This is a genomic window from Serratia sp. EC4 (assembly GCF_059652115.1).
In genome coordinates this window covers 105,958-124,879 of the sequence record NZ_JBNIDE010000001.1, presented here as the reverse complement: position 1 = coordinate 124,879, position 18,922 = coordinate 105,958, and the positions used below count along the sequence as shown (strand labels likewise).

General features: G+C 62.0%; 17 protein-coding genes. 5 read left to right on the top strand and 12 right to left on the bottom strand.

All coding sequences use genetic code 11. The features are described from left to right. Positions 1-4: 4 nt before the first annotated feature. Positions 5-436 (bottom strand): DcrB-related protein, encoded by a 432-nt coding sequence (locus ACP39K_RS00565; protein WP_016927810.1) that lies wholly within the window; start codon positions 434-436, stop codon positions 5-7. A 234-nt stretch (positions 437-670) separates the two neighbouring features. On the opposite strand from ACP39K_RS00565, the gene ACP39K_RS00560 reads away from it, so the two are divergent. Further along, on the top strand, positions 671-1,675 hold the full coding sequence (locus tag ACP39K_RS00560) for an alpha/beta fold hydrolase (protein WP_048796981.1): 1,005 nt from the start codon (positions 671-673) through the stop codon (positions 1,673-1,675). A gap of 69 nt (positions 1,676-1,744) precedes the next feature. Beyond that, a complete protein-coding gene (locus ACP39K_RS00555) occupies positions 1,745-2,395 on the top strand; it encodes a dihydrofolate reductase family protein (protein ID WP_212562383.1) in 651 nt (216 codons plus the stop codon). Between the two features lie 42 nt (positions 2,396-2,437). On the opposite strand, the gene ACP39K_RS00550 is transcribed toward ACP39K_RS00555, so the two are convergent. Beyond that, positions 2,438-4,054 (bottom strand): serralysin family metalloprotease, encoded by a 1,617-nt coding sequence (locus tag ACP39K_RS00550; RefSeq protein ID WP_016927813.1) that lies wholly within the window; start codon positions 4,052-4,054, stop codon positions 2,438-2,440. Between the two features lie 411 nt (positions 4,055-4,465). Here ACP39K_RS00550 and ACP39K_RS00545 point away from each other — a divergent pair, with 411 nt between their 5' ends. Further along, positions 4,466-4,819, top strand: coding sequence for a protease inhibitor Inh/omp19 family protein (locus ACP39K_RS00545; protein ID WP_016927814.1), 354 nt, complete (start codon positions 4,466-4,468; stop codon positions 4,817-4,819). 4 nt (positions 4,820-4,823) lie between these two features. On the opposite strand, the gene ACP39K_RS00540 is transcribed toward ACP39K_RS00545, so the two are convergent. Together ACP39K_RS00540 and ACP39K_RS00535 are read right to left on the bottom strand one after the other, a co-directional pair. After that, positions 4,824-5,345 carry a chromate transporter gene (locus tag ACP39K_RS00540; protein ID WP_028127817.1) on the bottom strand — a complete coding sequence of 174 codons (522 nt, stop codon included), beginning with the start codon at positions 5,343-5,345 and terminating at the stop codon, positions 4,824-4,826. Then, a complete protein-coding gene (locus ACP39K_RS00535; RefSeq protein WP_016927816.1) occupies positions 5,342-5,908 on the bottom strand; it encodes a chromate transporter in 567 nt (188 codons plus the stop codon). Before ACP39K_RS00535 ends, ACP39K_RS00540 begins: the two co-directional genes overlap by 4 nt. Positions 5,909-6,011: 103 nt before the next feature. Between ACP39K_RS00535 and ACP39K_RS00530 the strand changes: the two genes are divergently transcribed. After that, positions 6,012-6,926, top strand: coding sequence for a LysR family transcriptional regulator (locus ACP39K_RS00530; RefSeq protein ID WP_244758200.1), 915 nt, complete (start codon positions 6,012-6,014; stop codon positions 6,924-6,926). Here ACP39K_RS00530 and licT read toward each other — a convergent pair. The 3 genes from licT to ACP39K_RS00515 are packed head-to-tail and all read right to left on the bottom strand — an operon-like array spanning position 6,911 to position 11,042. Continuing rightward, on the bottom strand, positions 6,911-7,753 hold the full coding sequence (licT, locus tag ACP39K_RS00525) for a BglG family transcription antiterminator LicT (RefSeq protein WP_089184583.1): 843 nt from the start codon (positions 7,751-7,753) through the stop codon (positions 6,911-6,913). The two genes, ACP39K_RS00530 and licT, sit on opposite strands and share 16 nt — an antisense overlap. Positions 7,754-7,773: 20 nt before the next feature. Further along, positions 7,774-9,189 carry a glycoside hydrolase family 1 protein gene (locus tag ACP39K_RS00520; RefSeq protein ID WP_048796985.1) on the bottom strand — a complete coding sequence of 472 codons (1,416 nt, stop codon included), beginning with the start codon at positions 9,187-9,189 and terminating at the stop codon, positions 7,774-7,776. Then, on the bottom strand, positions 9,186-11,042 hold the full coding sequence (locus ACP39K_RS00515; protein ID WP_016927820.1) for a beta-glucoside-specific PTS transporter subunit IIABC: 1,857 nt from the start codon (positions 11,040-11,042) through the stop codon (positions 9,186-9,188). Before ACP39K_RS00515 ends, ACP39K_RS00520 begins: the two co-directional genes overlap by 4 nt. A 561-nt stretch (positions 11,043-11,603) precedes the next feature. On the opposite strand from ACP39K_RS00515, the gene ACP39K_RS00510 reads away from it, so the two are divergent. After that, positions 11,604-12,773 (top strand): cupin domain-containing protein, encoded by a 1,170-nt coding sequence (locus tag ACP39K_RS00510; protein ID WP_033640408.1) that lies wholly within the window; start codon positions 11,604-11,606, stop codon positions 12,771-12,773. 37 nt (positions 12,774-12,810) lie between these two features. Here the strand turns inward: ACP39K_RS00510 and ACP39K_RS00505 are convergent, their stop codons facing one another. The 5 genes from ACP39K_RS00505 to ACP39K_RS00485 form a co-directional block, all read right to left on the bottom strand. Then, complete coding sequence (locus tag ACP39K_RS00505) at positions 12,811-14,115, bottom strand: c-type cytochrome (RefSeq protein WP_497008214.1); 1,305 nt, start codon at positions 14,113-14,115, stop codon at positions 12,811-12,813. Between the two features lie 11 nt (positions 14,116-14,126). Further along, on the bottom strand, positions 14,127-14,585 hold the full coding sequence (locus tag ACP39K_RS00500) for a (2Fe-2S)-binding protein (RefSeq protein WP_497008213.1): 459 nt from the start codon (positions 14,583-14,585) through the stop codon (positions 14,127-14,129). After that, the gene (locus ACP39K_RS00495; protein ID WP_497008212.1) at positions 14,585-16,807 is read right to left on the bottom strand and encodes a xanthine dehydrogenase family protein molybdopterin-binding subunit; all 2,223 of its coding nucleotides are present in this window, start codon (positions 16,805-16,807) and stop codon (positions 14,585-14,587) included. Before ACP39K_RS00495 ends, ACP39K_RS00500 begins: the two co-directional genes overlap by 1 nt. 200 nt (positions 16,808-17,007) lie before the next feature. Next, positions 17,008-17,832: a M55 family metallopeptidase gene (locus tag ACP39K_RS00490; RefSeq protein ID WP_161544687.1), complete on the bottom strand. Its 825-nt coding sequence runs from the start codon at positions 17,830-17,832 to the stop codon at positions 17,008-17,010. Between the two features lie 16 nt (positions 17,833-17,848). After that, positions 17,849-18,904 (bottom strand): P1 family peptidase, encoded by a 1,056-nt coding sequence (locus ACP39K_RS00485; protein WP_033640413.1) that lies wholly within the window; start codon positions 18,902-18,904, stop codon positions 17,849-17,851. Positions 18,905-18,922: the final 18 nt, after the last annotated feature.

The following is an 18,922-nucleotide window of genomic DNA, read 5'->3' as shown; positions in this document are numbered from 1 at the left end:
ATCGTTAGGCCGCCCGATAGCTGTTCAGCACCTGCTGCAGCAGCGCGTCATCTTGCGGCGTCAGCTTGCGCGCCATCGCCAGGGTGAACACCAGCACCCGCCCCTCCGCCAGCGCAAACACCGCCTGGTTCTGCCAGATGCGTTTGCCGTCGCGCAGGTAGCTGGCGCGCACCCACTCACCGGCGGCCAGCCCATCGCCCAGCGACGCCGGCTCGCGGCTTTTGAACGCCCAACCTTTCAGCCCCTGCGCCAGCGCATCGAGCTGGCGGGTGACGTAGCCTTCCAGGTTCTCCGCCGGCTGCAGCGCATCGCGGGAAATATTGACTGAGGGGGAAACATCATCGCCGGCCAACAGGACGTTGACCGTGCGATCGGCATAGCCTTCCGGCAAAGCGACGCTGCCTTCGCTGAAAGCGCAGCGGGATAAAGCGGACATGCGAGGATCCTTTTGCATAAATAATGCTTAAGCATCGCATAACTTAGCCTTGAAATAAAACCATCAGGCGTCGCCAATGTTGCACGACGTGACCGCGTTCACTGTGAAAAAGAGCGTTGCCGGAATCTGGCCGGGAATCAAACCGTCATATTACAGAATTATCTGAAACCACTGGCGCGCCGACGCCTTGATTGTGGCTATACTCGGCTCTCGTCCGTTTTTCAGGAGATCAGGATGCTGAGATTCACCCGTAGCGCGCTGCTGTGCGCCGCGCTGGCCGCGTTCAACGCCGGCGCCGCCGAAACGCCGACGTTCGGCCCGGAGCTGCAGGGCTTTCACTACCCCTACCCGTTGCAGCAGTTCAGCTTCACCTCGCAGGGGCAGCCGTTAAAGATGGGCTATATGGACGTGCCGCCGGAAGGCGCCGCCAACGGCCGCACCGCGCTGTTGCTGCACGGTAAAAACTTCTGCGCCGCCACCTGGCAGGACACCATCAAGGCGCTGAGCAAGGCCGGCTACCGCGTCATAGCGCCGGACCAAATCGGTTTTTGCTCCTCCAGCAAGCCGGCGCATTACCAGTACAGCTTCCAGCAGCTGGCGCAAAATACCCACGGCCTGCTGCAGAACCTGAACATCAGCAAGGCCATCGTCATCGGCCACTCCACCGGCGGCATGCTGGCCACGCGCTACAGCCTGATGTATCCGCAGGCGGTGGAACGGCTGGTGATGGTCAACCCGATCGGCCTCGAGGACTGGAAGGCGAAAGGCGTGCCGTGGCGCAGCGTCGATCAATGGTTCGCGCGCGAGCTGAACACCACCGCCGAGGGCATCCGCAATTATGAGCAGCACACCTACTACGGCGGCCGCTGGAAGCCGGAGTACGATCGCTGGGTGGATATGCTGGCCGGGTTGAACAACGGGCCGGGCCACCGCCTGGTGGCGTGGAACTCGGCGCTGATCTACGACATGATCTTCACTCAGCCGGTGTATTACGAGTTCAAGGATCTGCAGACGCCCACCACGCTGATGATCGGCACCGCCGACACCACCGCCATCGGCAGCGATATCGCCCCGCCGGCAGTCAAGGCCAAAATCGGGCATTACGCGGTGCTGGGCAAACAGGCGGCGAAACTCATCCCGCACGCCACGCTGATCGAGTTCGCCGGGCTGGGTCATGCGCCGCAAATGGAGGAACCGGCGCGCTTCCATCAGGCGTTGCTCAAGGCGCTGCAACCCTGAGCGGCCGGTTGGCGCGGCCGCCGCACGGCGGCTAAACTTTCAGCTGGCACTCAACTGCAGGAGACAGCCATGCGACAGATTATTGCCAGCGCGTTCGTCAGCCTCGACGGCGTGATGCAGGCGCCCGGCGGGCAGGACGAAGACCGCAGCGGCGGCTTTCGTTTCGGCGGCTGGACCGCGCCCTACTGGGATGACGCCGTCGCGGAAACGATGAGCGATCTTTTCTCCGCGCCTTTCGATCTGCTGCTCGGGCGGCGCACCTACGATATCTTCGCCGGCTACTGGCCGCATATCACCGACGAGGCCGACCCGTTTTCCGCCGACATCGCCCGCGTGTTCAATCAGGCCACCAAGTACGTCGCCACCCACCACGGCGAGACGCTGGCGTGGGAGCACAGCCAGTGGCTGGGGCGAGACATCCTCGCCCGGCTGCGCGAGCTGAAGCGCGCCCAGGGGCCGGTGCTGCTGGTGCAGGGCAGCAGCACGCTGATGCAACAGCTGCTGGCCAACGATCTGGTGGACGAACTGCGCTTGCTCACCTACCCGGTGTTGCTCGGCGGCGGCAAGCGGCTGTTCGATGACAACGCGGCGCCGGCGGCCTTCACGCTGGCCCACTCGGTGGTCTCGCCCGGCGGCGTCATTGTGGCTCATTACCGCCGTTCCGGCGAGGTAACGACCGGTTCCTTCGTGACGGAAGGCGCGGCGGCGGCCCAGCCGTAAAAAAAGGGCCGTTCGGCCCTTTTCTCTTTTCCCTTCATCACCTCAGGCAAACAAGATATCGCTCTGCTCGACCTGCCCGACCACGTGGATCTTGAAGTCGGCGGCATAGCTGTTGCTCTGGGTGTTCATCAGCAGATCGGTGGTGCCGTTGAAAGCGTCGAAGTTGAGCTGGATTTCGCCTTTCTGGCCGCTGAAGGCGCTGCCGCTGTCGATAAAGCGCAGCTCGCTCAGGCTGTTGTTGAAGCGCAGGCCGGAGAGATCGATCTTGTCGATGCCGTGCTCGAAGTCTTCAATCACGTCGAACGCCGCCACCGTGGACTCTTTGGCGTTGAGATAGACGAAATAGTCGGTGAAGTTATTGGCGTCTTTGCCGCCCCACAGATGATCCGCCCCCAGGCCGCCGTACAGGATATCGGAGCCGGCGTTGCCCGCCAGCAGGTTGTCCTGATCGTTGCCGATGATCACATCGCGCCCGCTGCCGCCGATGGCGTTCTCGATGATCGCCCCGCGCGCGATGGCGACGTTCTGCGTGCCGCCGCCGACGCTGGAGAACGCGCCGTCGTTCAGGTTGATCATCTGCTGCTGGCTGTAGCCGGAGAAGTCCAGCGTGTCGTTGCCGCCGGCGTCCCACACCGCGAAGTTGACCGGTTTGCCGTTGTCCGCCGTGGCGGTCAGGAAATCGCGCCCGGTGTTGGAGTTGAAGCCGTACACCGTGTCGCCGGTGCGGGTGTTCATGTTGGCGCCGTACAGCTTCTGGATCGCGGCAATGTCATCCACCATCGGGCCATAGCCGTACACCCCTTTGGTGTCGGCGCCGGTGTAACCGGCGTTGAAATAGCTCATGATCGAGTATTGCAACGAATCCTGATAATAGGCGGCATCGTTCTGGTAGCTCGGGTTGCCCAGCGACGCGTCATAAGATCCCGGGTGCGCCAGCCCCAGGGCATGCCCCAGCTCGTGGGTGAAGGTCTGGCTGCTGAAGTCACCGCTAACCGGCGCCTGATGGGTGGCGAAGTTTTTGTTGAACCACACCGTGCCCGCAAAGGCGTTATCGCTGCCCGGTTTGGAGCTCGGCGGGTAATAGGCGTACGCGTTGATGGCATTCGGGCCGCTGCCGGCGGCGGTGCTGCCGTCGGCGCGCTGGGTGAAGTACGCGAAGGTGATGTCCGCGCGGTGGTTGATATCGGTAGACGCCGCTTCGGTAAAGGTCACGTTCGCCACGTCGGCCCACGCCTGCATCGATTTCAGCGCCTGAGCCTGCGCCGCCTGGGTCAGTGGCTGCAGCCCCTTGTCTCCGTCGCCGGTCTGGCCGATGCGGTTCAGCGCGCTCTGCGTCAGGAAGGAGTAGGTCAGCGCCACCGACTGATGATACACCTGATCGCCGTTGTGCGTCAGGCCCGGCCGCGTCAGCTGATCGGCGGCGCGATCGAAGCTGAAGTTATCGCGGATTTTACCCAGGTTGTCGATGGCTGCCCCGCCGCGCTGATTGCTGTACAGGTTAGCGTTGTCCAGCGTGAACAGCGCGCCGTAACCCAATCCGTCATAAATGCTGCCGGGCTGGTGATAGTAAAACTGATAGTTATGATCGTTGGGGGATGTGGCGCTCAGGCTGGTGAACTCATCGTCATCTTGCAAAATGTCGTTGTGGCGACTGCGCATTGTATTCTCCTTTTACACAATAGGAACCCACTCGCTTTGTAAGACTATTCATCAGTCGTTCTAATCTAAGCCAAGGCTTAGGAATGACCAGTATAGTGACTCACCCCGCTGGCGCGAGCCCGCCCGGCCTGGCTTTACCGCGCCGGGCATAGAGATGGAGATACGCGTAACAATTTGTATTCTCACTATATTAATGAGAAAAATGAGCGCATTAACGGGTTAATTATTCGTCTTTTTGCGCACTTTATCGCCGATTAGATCAGAATAATCGAGGATTAAAAAACCTAATCCTTCCCTCATCATCAAGATGGGTACGTGCTAAAGTGTGAACGGACAGCCGAAAGGAGTGACCCGATGCCAACCCATTTCCTTATGCGCGCCTTGCGCCGCGCCAGCCTGACAGGAGTCGTTATGAGCATATTGTGCAGCAGTGCCCTGGGCAGTTCACTGCCGTTGCTGGAACCCGCCGCGCTGAAGGGCGACTGGCAGCTCGCCGCCATCGGCGACGGTAAAACCGTCTGCGAGGTGCAGCTGAGCGACGAAGCGGTCGCCAACACCAACGCTTTCCGTTTCAGCGCCTCCGCCCAATGCCTGCAGCCGCTGGCGCTGCACGCGTTGCCGGTCGCCTGGCGGCCGACGCCGGACGGCATGACGCTGACCGACGCCGAAGGGAGCATGGTGGCGTTTCTGGCCCTGACCGCGCCGAAGCGCTATGAGCTGATCGACCGCAACGGCCCTTCGCGCTTTGTGCTGATCCCGCGCTAACCCTTCAGGCGAACAGCAACCCGAGCAGCGCGCCGCCCGCCAGCACCCACAGCGGATGGAGGCGCTTGCTCATGCTCAACCCCGTCGCCAGCGCCACGATTGCCGCCAGCCGCCAGCTGGGCGCGGAAGCCTCGGCGATCAAGATACCGCTGGCCGCCACCAACCCCACGGTCAGCGGCACCAGTCCGGCCTGCACGATGCGGCGCCACGGGCGATCCTTAAAGCGCCGCCAGGCGCCCATCACCAATAGCGTAACGATAGAAGACGGCCCGAACTTGGCGATCGAAGACACCAGCAGCCCCGCCCAGCCGGCGACGTGCCAGCCGACCAGCGGCACGATCATCATGTTCGGCCCCGGCGCGGCCTGCGCCATGGCGAACAGCGCGCTGAACTCCTGGGCGCTCATCCACTGATGCACCTCCACCACCTGCCGCTGCATTTCCGGCAGAATGGTCATGCCGCCGCCGAACGCCAATAAAGAAAGCTCGGTGAAGATCAGCGCCAACGCCATCAACACCCCGCTCATGACGGCCACCGCCACATCAGCAGAATGCTCAGCGGCGCCAGCACCAGCATGGTCGGCAACAGCGGCAGGCGCAGCCAGGCGATGGCGATCAGCGCCAGCGCGACGATCGCCAGCGCCGGCCATTTACCGCGCAGCGGCAGCAGCATCTTGATCCCGGTCGACAGCAGCAGCCCGGCGGCGGCGGCGGCCAGCCCGGCGAACACATGCTGCACATGCGGATCGTTTTGGAAGCGGGCGTACACCACGCCCAGCCCCACCACGATCGCCGTCGGCGCGCTGATGAGGCCCAGCAAGGCGCACAGCGCGCCGCGCAGCCCGCGAAACTCCATGCCCACCGCCACCGACAGGTTGATCACATTGCCGCCGGGCAGGAACTGGCACAGACCGAGCAGCTCGGTAAACTGTTCGCTGCTCAGCCAGCGCCGGCGCTCCACCAGCATACTGCGCGCCATCGGCAGCACACCGCCGAAGCCGATAAGCCCCAGCCACAGAAAGCCCAAAAACAGCTCTGCATTACCCGGCGCTGCCGCCGGGTGCGGTTTTAACGTATTGATATCTGACATGACATTGCCGTTCCACATCGCTTGTTTTGATGTCTGGTATCATGCGCGCCGCCGTGCCATGATGTCTAATGCATTCCGGAAAAACCAAAGATACCTTTGAGGTATGGCTATGATCGAACTGCGTCGCCTGCGGGCATTCGTCACCGTGGTGGAAGAAGGCAACATCACCCGCGCCGCCGAGCGGCTGTTTATCCAACAGCCGCCGCTGACCCGCCTGCTGCAGGGGCTGGAAGACGAACTGGGCGTAATCTTGTTGCAGCGCCTGCCGCGCGGCGTGCGCGTCACCGAGGCGGGGGGCGTGCTGTTTGAAGAGGCCCGCGCCCTGCTGGCGCGCGCCGAACGCCTGCGCGAAGCGGTACAGCGCGCCGCCCGCGGCGAGCAGGGCCACATCGCCATCGGTTTCACCAGTTCCGCCGCGCTGCATCCGTTCGTGCCCAACCTGCTGCGCCGCTACCGCGACATCCTGCCGGGTATCACCACCCAGTTGGAAGAAGCCGGCAGCGGCGAACTGATGGAGGCGTTGCTGGAACAGCGCCTCGACGCCGCCTTCGTGCGCTCGCCGGCCAACGGCATTCCCGGCCTGAGCATCGAGCCGGTGCTCAGCGAGCCGATGATCGTCGCCCTGCCGCTGGGCCACCGGCTGGCGCAAGAAACGCAGCAACCGCTGCCGCTGGCCGAACTGGCCCACGAGGCGTTTATTCTCTATCGCCGCCCCGCCGGTCAGGGGTTGTACGACGCCATCCTGGCCGCCTGCCACCGCGCCGGCTTCAGCCCGCGCATCGTGCAGGAAGCGCCGCGCCTGCCGGCCACCCTCAGCCTGGTCGGCGCCGGGCTGGGGTTGTCAATCGTGCCCGGCTCGATGCGGCGGCTGGGCGGCGACGGCATTGTCTACCGCACGATCGCCGAAGAAGCGCAGCTCAGCGCCCCGCTTTACCTGGCGCTGCGCCATAGCCCGGCCTCGCCGATCGTCGAGCGCTTTCGCGAACTGGTCGCCGAGGCGGTTCAGGCCTCGGGCTGATCGGTGATGCGCGTCAGGTGGATCATCAAATACAGCAGCTCATCGTTCGACATCTCCATTTGCAGCAGATTCTTCACGTAATCGCGGATCAAGAGCGCGCCGCGATAGGCATGCGGGTACTCGGCCATCATCTGGGCAAACAGAAAGTCGGCCTTCGAGGTCATCTGTTTGCCGTCGAGCATGCGCTGGATAAAGAACTGCATATGCACTAAAAAGCGCGTGTAGTTCAGCGAATCGGTGTCGATATTGAGGCGAAAGTGATACTTGATGATATTGAAAATATCTTTCAGCATCTTCACCGCCAGCAACGTGTGCTCCATGTTTTGCACTTCGGTCTGCCCGTTGACCAGGTGAAAGGCGATATTGCCCGCTTCCTCTTCAGGCAGTTGGATATTCAGCCGCTGGTTAATGTAGGCCAAGGCTTGCAGCCCCACCGCAAACTCTCGCGGGTAGAAACGCTTCACCTCGAACAGCAGGCGGTTTTGGATGGCGATACCCTTGTGATGACGTTCGATAGCAAAACTGACGTGATCCGCCAGCGTAAAGAAAATCTGTTCATTAATGTTGCCGTTCAGTTGGCGGTTGGCCTCACTGAGGATCATCTGCACAATTTCGATATGCTCCGTCGGGGCAGTTTCAATCAGCCGCAGGTAATCCCGCCCCTTTTGCCCCTCCTGCACCACATACACTTTCTCAATGGCGGCCGGGTTGATCTCGTCTCCGGTTTTGCTGTTAAAACCAATTCCCTTGCCCATGACGATAACCTCACGGTTATCGTCGTCCGCGGTTAACACCAGACTGTTGTTGAGCACCTTAATGACTTTCATCGTCTCGGCCGTCACCTTGCTTATTTGCCCAACCGGCCATTGGCGGCGATAAGCTGCCGATACCAGTCAAAACTGCGTTTTTTGATGCGCCGCAGATCCTTAAGATCCCGTTCTCCGCGGTTCACGTAGATAAATCCATAGCGCTTTGCGTAACCTTGATGCGTGCTGACGACATCAATCGCCGCCCACGGGCAGTAACCGAGCAGCTCGACGCCATCGTTGATCGCCAGCCGCATCTGTTCGACATGCTGCCGCATGAATTCAATGCGATAGTCGTCGTCGATAGTCTCATCCGCCCGCAATTCATCCGGCGCGCCAATGCCGTTCTCCGTGATCAGTATCGGCAGGTGATAGCGCTCGAAAGTCTTGCGCAGCGTTAAGCGCAGGCCAACCGGATCGATCACCCATCCGTAGCGCGTCTTGCCGACAAACGGGTTTTCCGCCGCACGATACACACCCGGTTCGCCGAGCATAATTTGCTGATCGCCGGCACGTGCGCTCACGTCTGAACCGTCGCCGCGGCTGGCGGCGATCGTGGCGGTGGAATAGTAATTGATCGCCACATAATCCGGTCGTGCCGCCAACAGCAGCGCCGCGTCCTCCGGCTCCCTATCCGGCGACCACCCCCGATCCTCAAGGTAACGCCAGGCCAGGGCGTTGTAGCGGCCATGCACCGCCACATCGAGAAAACTCCAACAGCGCAACGTCTCCCAGTTATGAGCGGCAATGGCATCCAGCGGATGACAGGTCTCCTGATACATCGAGGTGGTATTGATCGCCGGGCCAATTTTCCCGCCGGGACAGCGCTGATGGCATAATGCCATGACTTTGGCCTGAGCGACCAACATATGATGACTCTGCTGATACAGCGTCCGTTTGTCAGGCAACGCACCGCCTTTGGGCGTGCCGATAGCGCCGGGGTGCAGGATCATGGTGTTCTGTTCATTGATGGTGAGCCAATACTTCACCCGATCGCCGAAGGCGTCGAACAGCACGCCGGCATAAGTGACAAAAGCCTCGATGGTGGCGCGATTGGACCAGCCGCCCTGCTGCTCCAGCACATAAGGCAGATCGAAATGATACAGCGTCACCACCGGCTCGATGCCGTGCGCCAGCAATTCGTCGATCAACTGCCGGTAAAACGCCAACCCCGGCGCATTGACTTCGCCGACGCCATCGGGCAACACGCGCGTCCACGCAACCGAAAACCGGTAGGCCTTTAACCCCAGTTCTGCGAACAGCTTCACATCCTCGCGAAAGCGATGATAGTGATCGCTGGCCACCGTAAAATCCGCCGTGCCTGCGGGATGTTCGAGCATATCGACGATCGACGGGCTTTTGCCGTCTTCATTCCATGCGCCCTCCACCTGATAGGCGGAAGTCGACGCGCCCCAGAGAAACCCGGCGGGAAAATCGTGCAAGCGTTGATAAATCATGCCGGCTCCTTATTGGCCTTCAGCGCCATAATCGTCTCACCGGCATGAACGCCATGCGGCTTAGGTAACACCTGAACCTGAAACGCTTCGCTGTTGACGATCAATACCGGCGTCGTCAGATCGAAGCCCAATGCGGCGATCGCGCCGATGTCAAAACGCACCAGCTCGTCGCCGGCCTTCACGCGATCGCCGATCTGCAGTCCGGAGTCAAAGTGTTGGCCACCCAGGTTTACCGTGTCGATGCCGATATGCAGCAACAGCTCCGCGCCGTTGTCCCCCTTGATGCCGACCGCATGTTTTGACGGCAGGAAAGTCACGATCTCGCCGTCCAGCGGCGCACGCAGCACGCCTTCCGACGGTATGATCGCCATGCCCTGGCCCAACAAGCCCTGGGAGAAAACGTCATCGTTGACCTGATCCAACGTCACGGCTTTGCCGGTCAGCGGGCTGAAAACCGGCGATACCTCGTCGGCCGCCGCCACCTGAGTCTCGTCGTTCGTCTCCTCGACCGGATCGTCGAAGCCAAGGATCCAGGTCAGGGCAAAGGTCACGACGATGGCAATGGCGCAAGTGATCAGCGCGTGCACGATATTCATCGGGTTCTCACCGATAAACGCCGGCAAAGCGGCCAGGCCAGGAGAAACGAAGGCATAACGCACCAACCCGCTCAACCCGGCGTAAATGCCGGCGCAGCCACCGCCGATCATCGCCGCGATCAACGGTTTGCGCAGTTTCAGCGTCACCCCGTACAGCGAGGGTTCAGTGATCCCCAACAACGCGGTAAAACCGGCGGAGGACGCCAACTGGCGCAAATTCGTGTTCTTGGTGCGGAATGCCACACAGAGCGTCGCCGCGCCTTGTGCAATATTGGACGCCAACATGCCCGGCCCGTTAATCATCTCAAAGCCATTCTTGGTCAATTGGCCGGTGGCGATCGGTGTCATCGCCCAGGCGGTGCCGGTGATCACCAAAAATGGCTGCAACCCGCCCATCAACATAGGAATCAGCCAGCTGGCCTTGCCATCGACGATCGCCGCACCGGCGGCCACCATGTCATTGAGGAAAATGCCGAACGGCCCGACCACCACCAACGCCAGTGGCGCGGTGACCAGCAGCACGATCATCGGTTTGGTGAAGAACTTGATCATCGTCGGCGAAACTTTCTCGGCAAACCGCTCGATATAGGACATCAGCCACACGGTAAAAATGATCGGTAACACCGAGCCGGCATAATCCGCCAGCCGCACCGGAATGCCGAGAAAATCAATCGCGGCGCCCGCCGCCTGCATCTGAGCCAGATTAGGGTGCAGCAACGCGCCGGCGAGGGTCATCGCCAGGATGGGATTGCACTCGAATTTTATCGCGGCACCGTAAGCCAACAGCACCGGCAGGAAGAAAAAGGCCGCATCGGCGACGGTATCCAGCAATCGATAGGTCGTGCCGGCGGGATCTATCGCCCCGGCCAGCTTGAGGATCGCCAGCAGCGCCTTGATCATCCCCGCGCCGGTAATGGCCGGGATCACCGGGGTAAAGGTCGTGGAAATCACGCTGATAATCCGTGACACCACGCCACCTTTCGGCTGCTGCTTTTGAGCGCCGGTTTGCGGCTGGCCAATCTCCTTTTGCAGCACGCGGAACGTTTGCTGCACGTTATTGCCGACCACGATCTGAAACTGGCCGCCTCGCACCACCACGCTGATAACGCCCGGCAGGGCTTCGATCGCCTTCGAATCCACTTTAGCGTCGTCGTTGAATTCCATACGCAAACGGGTCGCGCAGTGCGTCAGCTTGCTGACGTTGCCTTTACCGCCGACCCGCGCCAATATTTCTAAGCCAAGTTTTTGATAGTCCATCGTCTTCCCCGGTAAAATGCAAAAAAAAAAGACCAAAATGGAAATGCGCCTCGTCACAAGGAGAAGTGCATTCCTATTTTGGTCTTGCCTGCTTTAGCAGTAACACGCCGCAATAAAAATGGTGTGCGGTCTTCTCGACCGCGCTAAAAGTATCACCATACTCGCGAATACTCGGCAATAGCCAGACGTCAGCGTTGTGAAAGGCGTCACGATTTAGCGTAAATGCACTGCAATGTCGCCGCTGCACGCTTTTTGCGCACACCCATAGCGCAATCGTAATGAAATAACCCAAAATAATGCGTTTTATTGACACTTTGTTTATTTAATTACAGGGAAAGATTAATTCAGATCCATGACTATTGAGATTAACAATGAATAATTAAACCCGCTCTCACTTAGTAACAAACGCAAACAAATAAACGCCTACGCAATACCTTCCAGCCGCTAGGATTTAAGGGTCACAGCCTATTCCCGCCGATGACAAAAATCATTTCAATGGCGATCGCGCCTTCCCCGTCGCCTGCTTCTGCAGGCACACGGCTTTATATTGGAGAAAATGCTATGCTATCGCGTCGTGATATATTGAAAGTCTCCGCCGTCAGCGCGGCCGCCGCCGGCATGATCGGCGGCATCGCCAAAAATGCCGCTGCCGACGACCATCGCAATATCGTGCCTCCCAGCAGCTATCAGCCGCCTGCCGATGCGCAACATCTCTATAAATACAAATTCACCGACAGCAAAAAACGCAGCCTGCCCAGCGGCTGGGCGCGCGAAGCCACCGTCGAGCAATTCCCGATCTCCGAAGGCGTGGCGGGCGTCGACATGACGCTGGAGCCGGGCGGCGTGCGCGAACTGCATTGGCACGCCATCGCCGCCGAATGGGCATTCATGCTGGAAGGCCATGCGCGCATCACCATCCTCGATCCCGAGGGAAAATGTGAGGTGGCGGATTTCGGCCCCGGCGACGTCTGGTATTTCCCGAAAGGCTACGGCCATTCCATTCAGGCGCTTGCGGACGGCGCGCATTTTATTTTGGCGTTCGATAACGGCCATTTCTCCGAATTCGGCACCTTCAGCATCACCGATTGGGTGGCGCATATGCCGAAAGAGGTATTGGAAAAAAGCGTCGACATGCCGGCGGCGGTATTTTCCAAGGCCAAACAGGGCGAAGCTTATATTGTCGGCGGCGCCGTTCCGCCCACCTTGCCATTACCGAAAAGCGACGGCGGATTAAATAATGCCCCGCTGACCCACCGCTATGAATTAATGAAGCAAAAGCCGTTCTTTGAAAATGACGCCGGCAGTGTCCATTTGGTGTCGTCGAAAGAATTTCCCATTTCCACCACCATGACCGGCATCATCGAGATCGTGAAACCCGGCGCGATCCGGGAATTGCACTGGCACCCCAACGCCAACGAATGGCAATACTATATTGCCGGCAAAGGCCGCATGACGGTGTTCAGCTCGCACGGCCACGCGCAGACGGAAGAGTACGCCCCTTCGGACGTCGGTTACGTGCCGCAGGGCTTCGGCCATTACATCGAGAACATCGGCGATGAGGATTTGAAGGTACTGATCGTGATGGACAACGGCATTTATCAGGATATTTCGTTGTCCGACTGGCTGGCGAAAACCCCGGCCTACCTGCTGGCGGACAACTTCAATAATCAGGTTGAGGACTGGCAGGATAGACCGAAAGACAAACGGGTGATGTCGCGGCGCAGCCGATAACGCCGCGGCGAGGGAGAATCTCCCTCGCCGCTTTTCGTTACTGCTTGCGCTGCTCCGCCACCTGTTTGGCGGTGACGCTGCCCTGCTTATCGCCGAAGTGGCCGACCACGAAGTTGGCGACCGCCGCCACTTCCTCGTCGGAATACGCGCTGCCGAACGACGGCATCATCTCATGCCGCTCGCCGACGCTGATGCTCGTCCCCTTCAGGATAGCCTGCACCACGCTGCGCCCCTGCGGATCGTTCACCGCCGTGCTGCCCACCAGCGAAGCATACTCGCTCTGGCGGCCCGGCCCGTTCCACTGGTGGCAGCCGCTGCAGTCGTTGGCGAACATCCGCCGCCCGAGCGAGCTGTCTTGCCCGCCCGGCAGGATCGGGGTGGAAGCCCCCGCGCCCTTCGGCTGCAAGTTCACCGCCGCCGCGCTGTCGCCGGTGATGGGTTCGATGTCGCGCAGGTATTTCACCAGCGCCAGATTATCTTCCGGCGTCAGGAACTGCAGGCTGTTTTCCACCGCTTCCGCCATCGGACCGGCGGCGCTGCTGCGCCCCGGCGCATGGCCGGTGGCCAGATATTGCGACAGTTGCTGGTCGCTCCAGCCGCCGATGCCGGTCTGTTTGTCCGGCGTGATGTTGGCGGCGAACCAGCCCTGCACCACTTCACCGCTCAGGTGCTTGCTCTGGTTAAGACCGAACCCCAGATTGCGCGGCGTATGGCACTCGCCGCAGTGGCCGAGCGCCGTCGCCAGATAGGCGCCGCGATTCCACTGTTCATCCTTGTTGAGATCCGGCGCGAAACGCTGCTCCTGGAAGAACGCCAGGTTCCAGAATTTCATGCCCCAACGCTGGTTGAACGGGAACGACAGCTCGTTTTGCGGGTTGGCCTGTTTCACCGGCGGCAGACTGAACAGATAATCCTTGATCGCCAGCACGTCATCGCGGCTCAGCCCGGTGTAGGAGGTATAAGGCATCGCCGGATACAGGTTGCCCTGTGGGCCGATGCCCTCACGCACCGCGCGCACGAACTGATCGTCGCTCCAGTTGCCGATGCCGGTTTCCTTGTCGGCGGTGATGTTGGTGCCATAAATGGTGCCGAACGGCAGCTTGAAGGCGAAACCGCCCGCATAAGGCGCGCCGCCCGGCGCGGTGTGGCACGCCACGCAGTCGGCGGCGCGCGCCAGGTACTCGCCGCGCGCCAGTTTGTCGGTCATGCCGGCCGGCGCCCCGGCGATCGGCGCCGCAGGCTCAGCGCCGGTGGGCCGCAGCAGCGTATACAGCGCGTATCCTCCCGCCAACACCACCACGGCGATAATCAGCCATAACAGCCCTTTCAAGGCATTGCTCATCGCATCTCTCCCTAACCCAACGCCTTGGCGGCCTGGTGGATGGCGGCGCGAATGCGCACATAGGTGGCGCAACGGCAAACGTTGCCGCCCATCGCCGCGTCGATGTCCGCATCGCTCGGATTCTTGCTTTGCGCCAGCAGCGCGCTGGCGCTCATGATCTGGCCGGACTGGCAGTAACCGCACTGCACCACGTCCAGATCAAGCCAGGCTTCCTGCACCGCCTTGCCTTCCGGCGTAGCGCCCACAGCTTCGATGGTGGTGATTTTTTTGCCGACGGCGGCGGAGACCGGCGTCATGCACGAACGCACCGGCACGCCGTCCAGATGCACGGTACAGGCGCCGCACATGGCGATGCCGCAGCTGAATTTGGTGCCGGTCAAGCCGGCTTCGTCACGCAGAAACCACAGCAGCGGCATGTGCGGATCGCCCTCGAAAGTCAGCGGCTGATCGTTTACGGTTAAATGAATCATCAGGTTCTCTCCTTGTCAGACGCCGGATTCGCAGTGGGATTATGCAGCGGCAGGCTCAGCGAGGTGCGCGGCCGCCCAAGCAGCGCCAGCGCATTGCCGACCGCCGGGGCGATGGTCGGCACCCCCAGCTCGCCCACGCCGGTCGGTTTCTCGCTCGAGGGCACAATGATCACCTCGATCTCCGGCATCTCATCGATGCGCAGCGGGCGGAAGTTATTGAAATTGGACTGTTCGACCACGCCGTCTTTCAGCGTGATATTGCCGTACAGCGCCAGGCTCAGGCCGTAGCCGATGCCGCCCTCGATCTGCGCGCGGATCACGTCGGGATTCACCGCCACGCCGCAGTCCACCGCGCACCACACTTTATGCACTTTGGGGATGCCGCCTTCGCCGATCGACACCTCGGCCACCTGCGCCACATAGGTGTCGAACGCCTTGGCGACGCCCACGCCGCGCGCGCGTCCGTCTACCACTTTAGCGCCCTGCCAGCCGGCGGCTTTCGCTACCGCCCGCAGCACGCCCGCCGCGCGCGGCGCATCGCCCATCAGCGCCAGCCGCCCTTCGACCGGATCCTGGCCGGTTTCCTGCAACAGCTGATCGATAAAGCTCTCCACCGCGTGGCCGGTGTGGGTGCTGGCGACCGACCGCAGCGAGGTGGTCGGCACCTTGCCGGGCACGATATGCGCATCGCAGCGGAAGGCTTCGAAGGTGTATGAGACCTCGCTGGCGCCCTCGACCATCATCTGATCGAGGCCGTTGACCACCAGCGCATCCATCGCGCTGTGGCGCGTCCAGGAGTGGCCGACCACGGTATCGGTCCAGCCCACCACCTTGCCGCCCCGAATGGCGCCGCGCAGACGGTGCAGGATCATCGGGCGATACCAGCCGTTGCGGATGTCGTCCTCGCGCGTCCACACCACCTTCACGCCGTGGCCGGGGCCGATGCCCTTGGCCGCCGCCGCCATGTCGGCCGCCAGATCCGGCCCCAGCGTCGGGTTGCCTAAATCGATGCGCCGGCCGAAGCTGCCGCCCGCCAGAATGGTTTCAATCTGCACCTTGTCCGGCGGCAACTCGAACAGATCGCACAGCTGCTTATGGTCGAGCGTCTGGATTTGGCAGCCGTAGCGCGCCTTGACGCTCTCGCCGTCCCAGAACAGATAGCCGTCCAGCGGCTCCATCGGCGCGTGCGCGACGTACGGGAAGGTGTATTCGGCCTCGATCACCTTGTCGGCCTTATCGAACACCTCGTCCGGCTTGCCGTGGCTCTTCGCCACCACGCCGGTTTTCTGCGCCACCTGGCGGAATTCGGCGTAGATCTCCTCGGTGTTGCGCCGTTCGGCCTGCGCGTCGTCCCAGGTGACCCGCAGCCGTTCCCGCCCCTGGATCGCCGCCCAGGTGTTTTTGGCGTAAACCGCCACGCCGGTGGCGACCTGCTTCACCGCCACCACGCCCGGCACCGCCAGCGCCCGCTCGGCGTCGAAGGTCGCCACTTTGCCGCCGAAACGCGGCGGTTTCTTGATGGTGACGGTCAGCATGTCCGGCTCGTGGATATCCTGCGAGAACTGCGCGCTGCCGTTGGTTTTCGCCAGCGAATCGACGCGGTGCAAACCGCGCGTTTTGCCGATCAGGGTGAAATTGGCCGGATCCTTCAGCGTCAGGCTGGCGGGATCGGGCGGCGGCAGCGTGGCGGCCAGCGCGGCGAATTCGCCGAAGCCCGCTTCGCGCCCGCTGGCGGCATGGCGGATCTTGCCCGCCTGCACGGTAATTTCCTGCGCCGAGGTTTTCCAGCTCTGCGCGGCGGCCTGCACCAACAGCGCGCGCGCCATGGCGCCCATGCGCCGCATTTGCTCATAGGCATTGGCCACCGAGCTGGAACCGCCGGTGCCCTGGAATCCGAAGGCCAGGTTTTTGTAGACATTGGTGTCCACCGGCGCGGCCACGACCCGCACCTGTGCCCAGTCGGCATCGAGCTCTTCGGCGACCAGCGTCGCCATGCCGGTATAGACCCCCTGGCCCACTTCGGTGTGTTTACTGATGACGGTGACGACGCCGTCGGCGCCGATCTGAACGAAGGCGTTGGCGTCTAACGCCGCCGCGCCGGAGGCGATCGGGGCAGCCGAACGCGCCAGCGCGCCGGTGGACGGCAGATAGGCGCCGATCACCAACGCCCCGGCGCCGACGATAAACCGCCGCCGCGAAAGCGGAACTTGGGATATGCTCATTGCTCATGACTCCAAAAAAACCGAAGGCGTCACTGCCTTCGGCGAAACAAATCTTGTTATGGGAATGGCTTGTCGCGCCCGTCAGATGATATAGCGCAACAGAGCAATAATTAGCGTAGCCTATTATCCAGTAGACTTAATGTTGAAGAGGGTTTTTCTATTGGAGAATCGTGCGGTGCGGGCAGGCACCCGCACCGGGGTCAGCTCTGCGTCGCCGCCAGAGAGGAGAAGACGCTGAGCAGGTTGATTTGCGCCGCCATGTTGTCGCTGTCGAAGGCCACGGTGAGCGCGTCCTGGCGCTCCACGCCAGGCACCAGGCTGAACAGATCCGCCAGCACCGGTTTGGCCGCCATCAGCGTCAGCCGGTAAGGCGGCATAAAACGGCGCTCCACCGGCAGTCTGGCGCCCTGGCGCACCTGTTGCATCGCCCGCTCGCGGATCTCCGCCCGCGCCCGCTGTGGGCTGAGCGATTCGGCGGCGGTTTGCGAGATGGCGCGTTTTACGCAAACATAGCCGGATTGCGGATAACGTTCAGCGATCCAACGTTGCAGCTCGTCGTCACCGCTCACCAGCCACAACGGCACGTTCAACTCCGCCGCCATCGCCGCATACAGATCGCTTTCGCCTACGACCTCGCCGTTCAGGCTGACGCGATAAAAGGCCCGACCGTTGATGGTATGCGCCAGCACGCCGCGTTCGCCGGCGGCGCTGTGATAACCGATGCACATCAGGCCGTCGTAACGTTGATGCTGCAGCCCTTCCACCATCGACAACCCGCGCGGTTTGCCCTGCACCAGGCGCGCCCGCGCATCGATGCGATCGGCGCGCAGGTTCTGCATCATGGCGTGGCTGTCGGCCACCGTCACCTCGGTGGCGCCGCCAGCGAAAGCGCCGTCGATGGCGGCGTTGACCTCCTGCTCCATCAGCTCGCGCGCCGCCGCATAGTCGGCATGGCCCGGGTTGCACTGCTCCGGCCGCATCACGCCGGCAATACCCTCGATATCCGCAGAGATAAAGACTTTCACATCACACTCCCGTTATTTAATTTGCCGCCAGCCGATCGAGCAGCGGGCCCAGCGCCACGCGCGCATGCTGCTGGAAACCGCTGACGCCCTCGGCGCTCAGCAACGCATCCAGCACCGCGTATTCGGTGGCGTCCGCGGCCGCCGCAAACAGCGGCTCCAGCCGTTCGTCCGGCAGCGTGGCCCCCAGCAACCGGGTGGAGAACGCCAGCGCGATGTCGCCGGAGCCGTGCCCCCAATGGCTGCCTACCCGCCCCAGACCCGCGCCCGCGCGGCGGGCGATGCGGTTCAGTTGGCGGCTGTCCAGCGCCCGATCGCAGGCGATGATGATGATGACCGAACCGGCGTCCACCTGCGGCGGCGGGTCCGCCAACAGTTTGCCCAACGCCTGGCCGACGCGCACGCCGCTCAGCGTCAGCGAGTCGAGGGTGCCGAAATTGGCCAGCACCAGCACGCCGAGCGTGGTGCCAAGCCCCGGGCAATAGCGTGAGGCGGTGCCGATGCCGCCCTTCAAGCCGAAACTGCTCATGCCGCGCCCGGCGCCGACGCTGCCGCGCGCAAAGCGGGTGGAATGGTTATCCAGCGCGCTGAAGACGTGCTCCTCACGCACCGCCATCGCCTGAATATCGTTGAGGTAACCGTCGTTACACTCCAGCACCAGCGGGTTAATGGTGGCGCTGCCGCGGCCGATCTGCGGATAACGCAGACAGCTGCGCCGCACCATGGCGTTGAACAGCGTGCCGACGGCGAAGGTGTTGCTCAGCAGAATAGGCGTTTGCAGCACCCCCAGCTCGTTCAGCTGCACCAGCCCCAGCGGCTTGGCGAAGCCGTTGAGCACCGCGCTGCCACACGGCAGCGGCTGGTTAAACAGATCGCCCGGCGGCACGATAGCGGTAACGCCGGTCTGGCATTCGCCGTCGGCCAGCGTGTGATGCCCGACGCTGACGCCCGGCACGTCGCACAGGGTGTCGGTCGGGCCGGCCGGATAGCGCGCGCCCGGCAGGCGGCGATGGCGCCGCCAATAGCTCAGCAGATTGTCGAGGCTTTGTTGTTCAAACGCCTGGCTGTCTGTCATGGTTCCCTCATCCGCCGT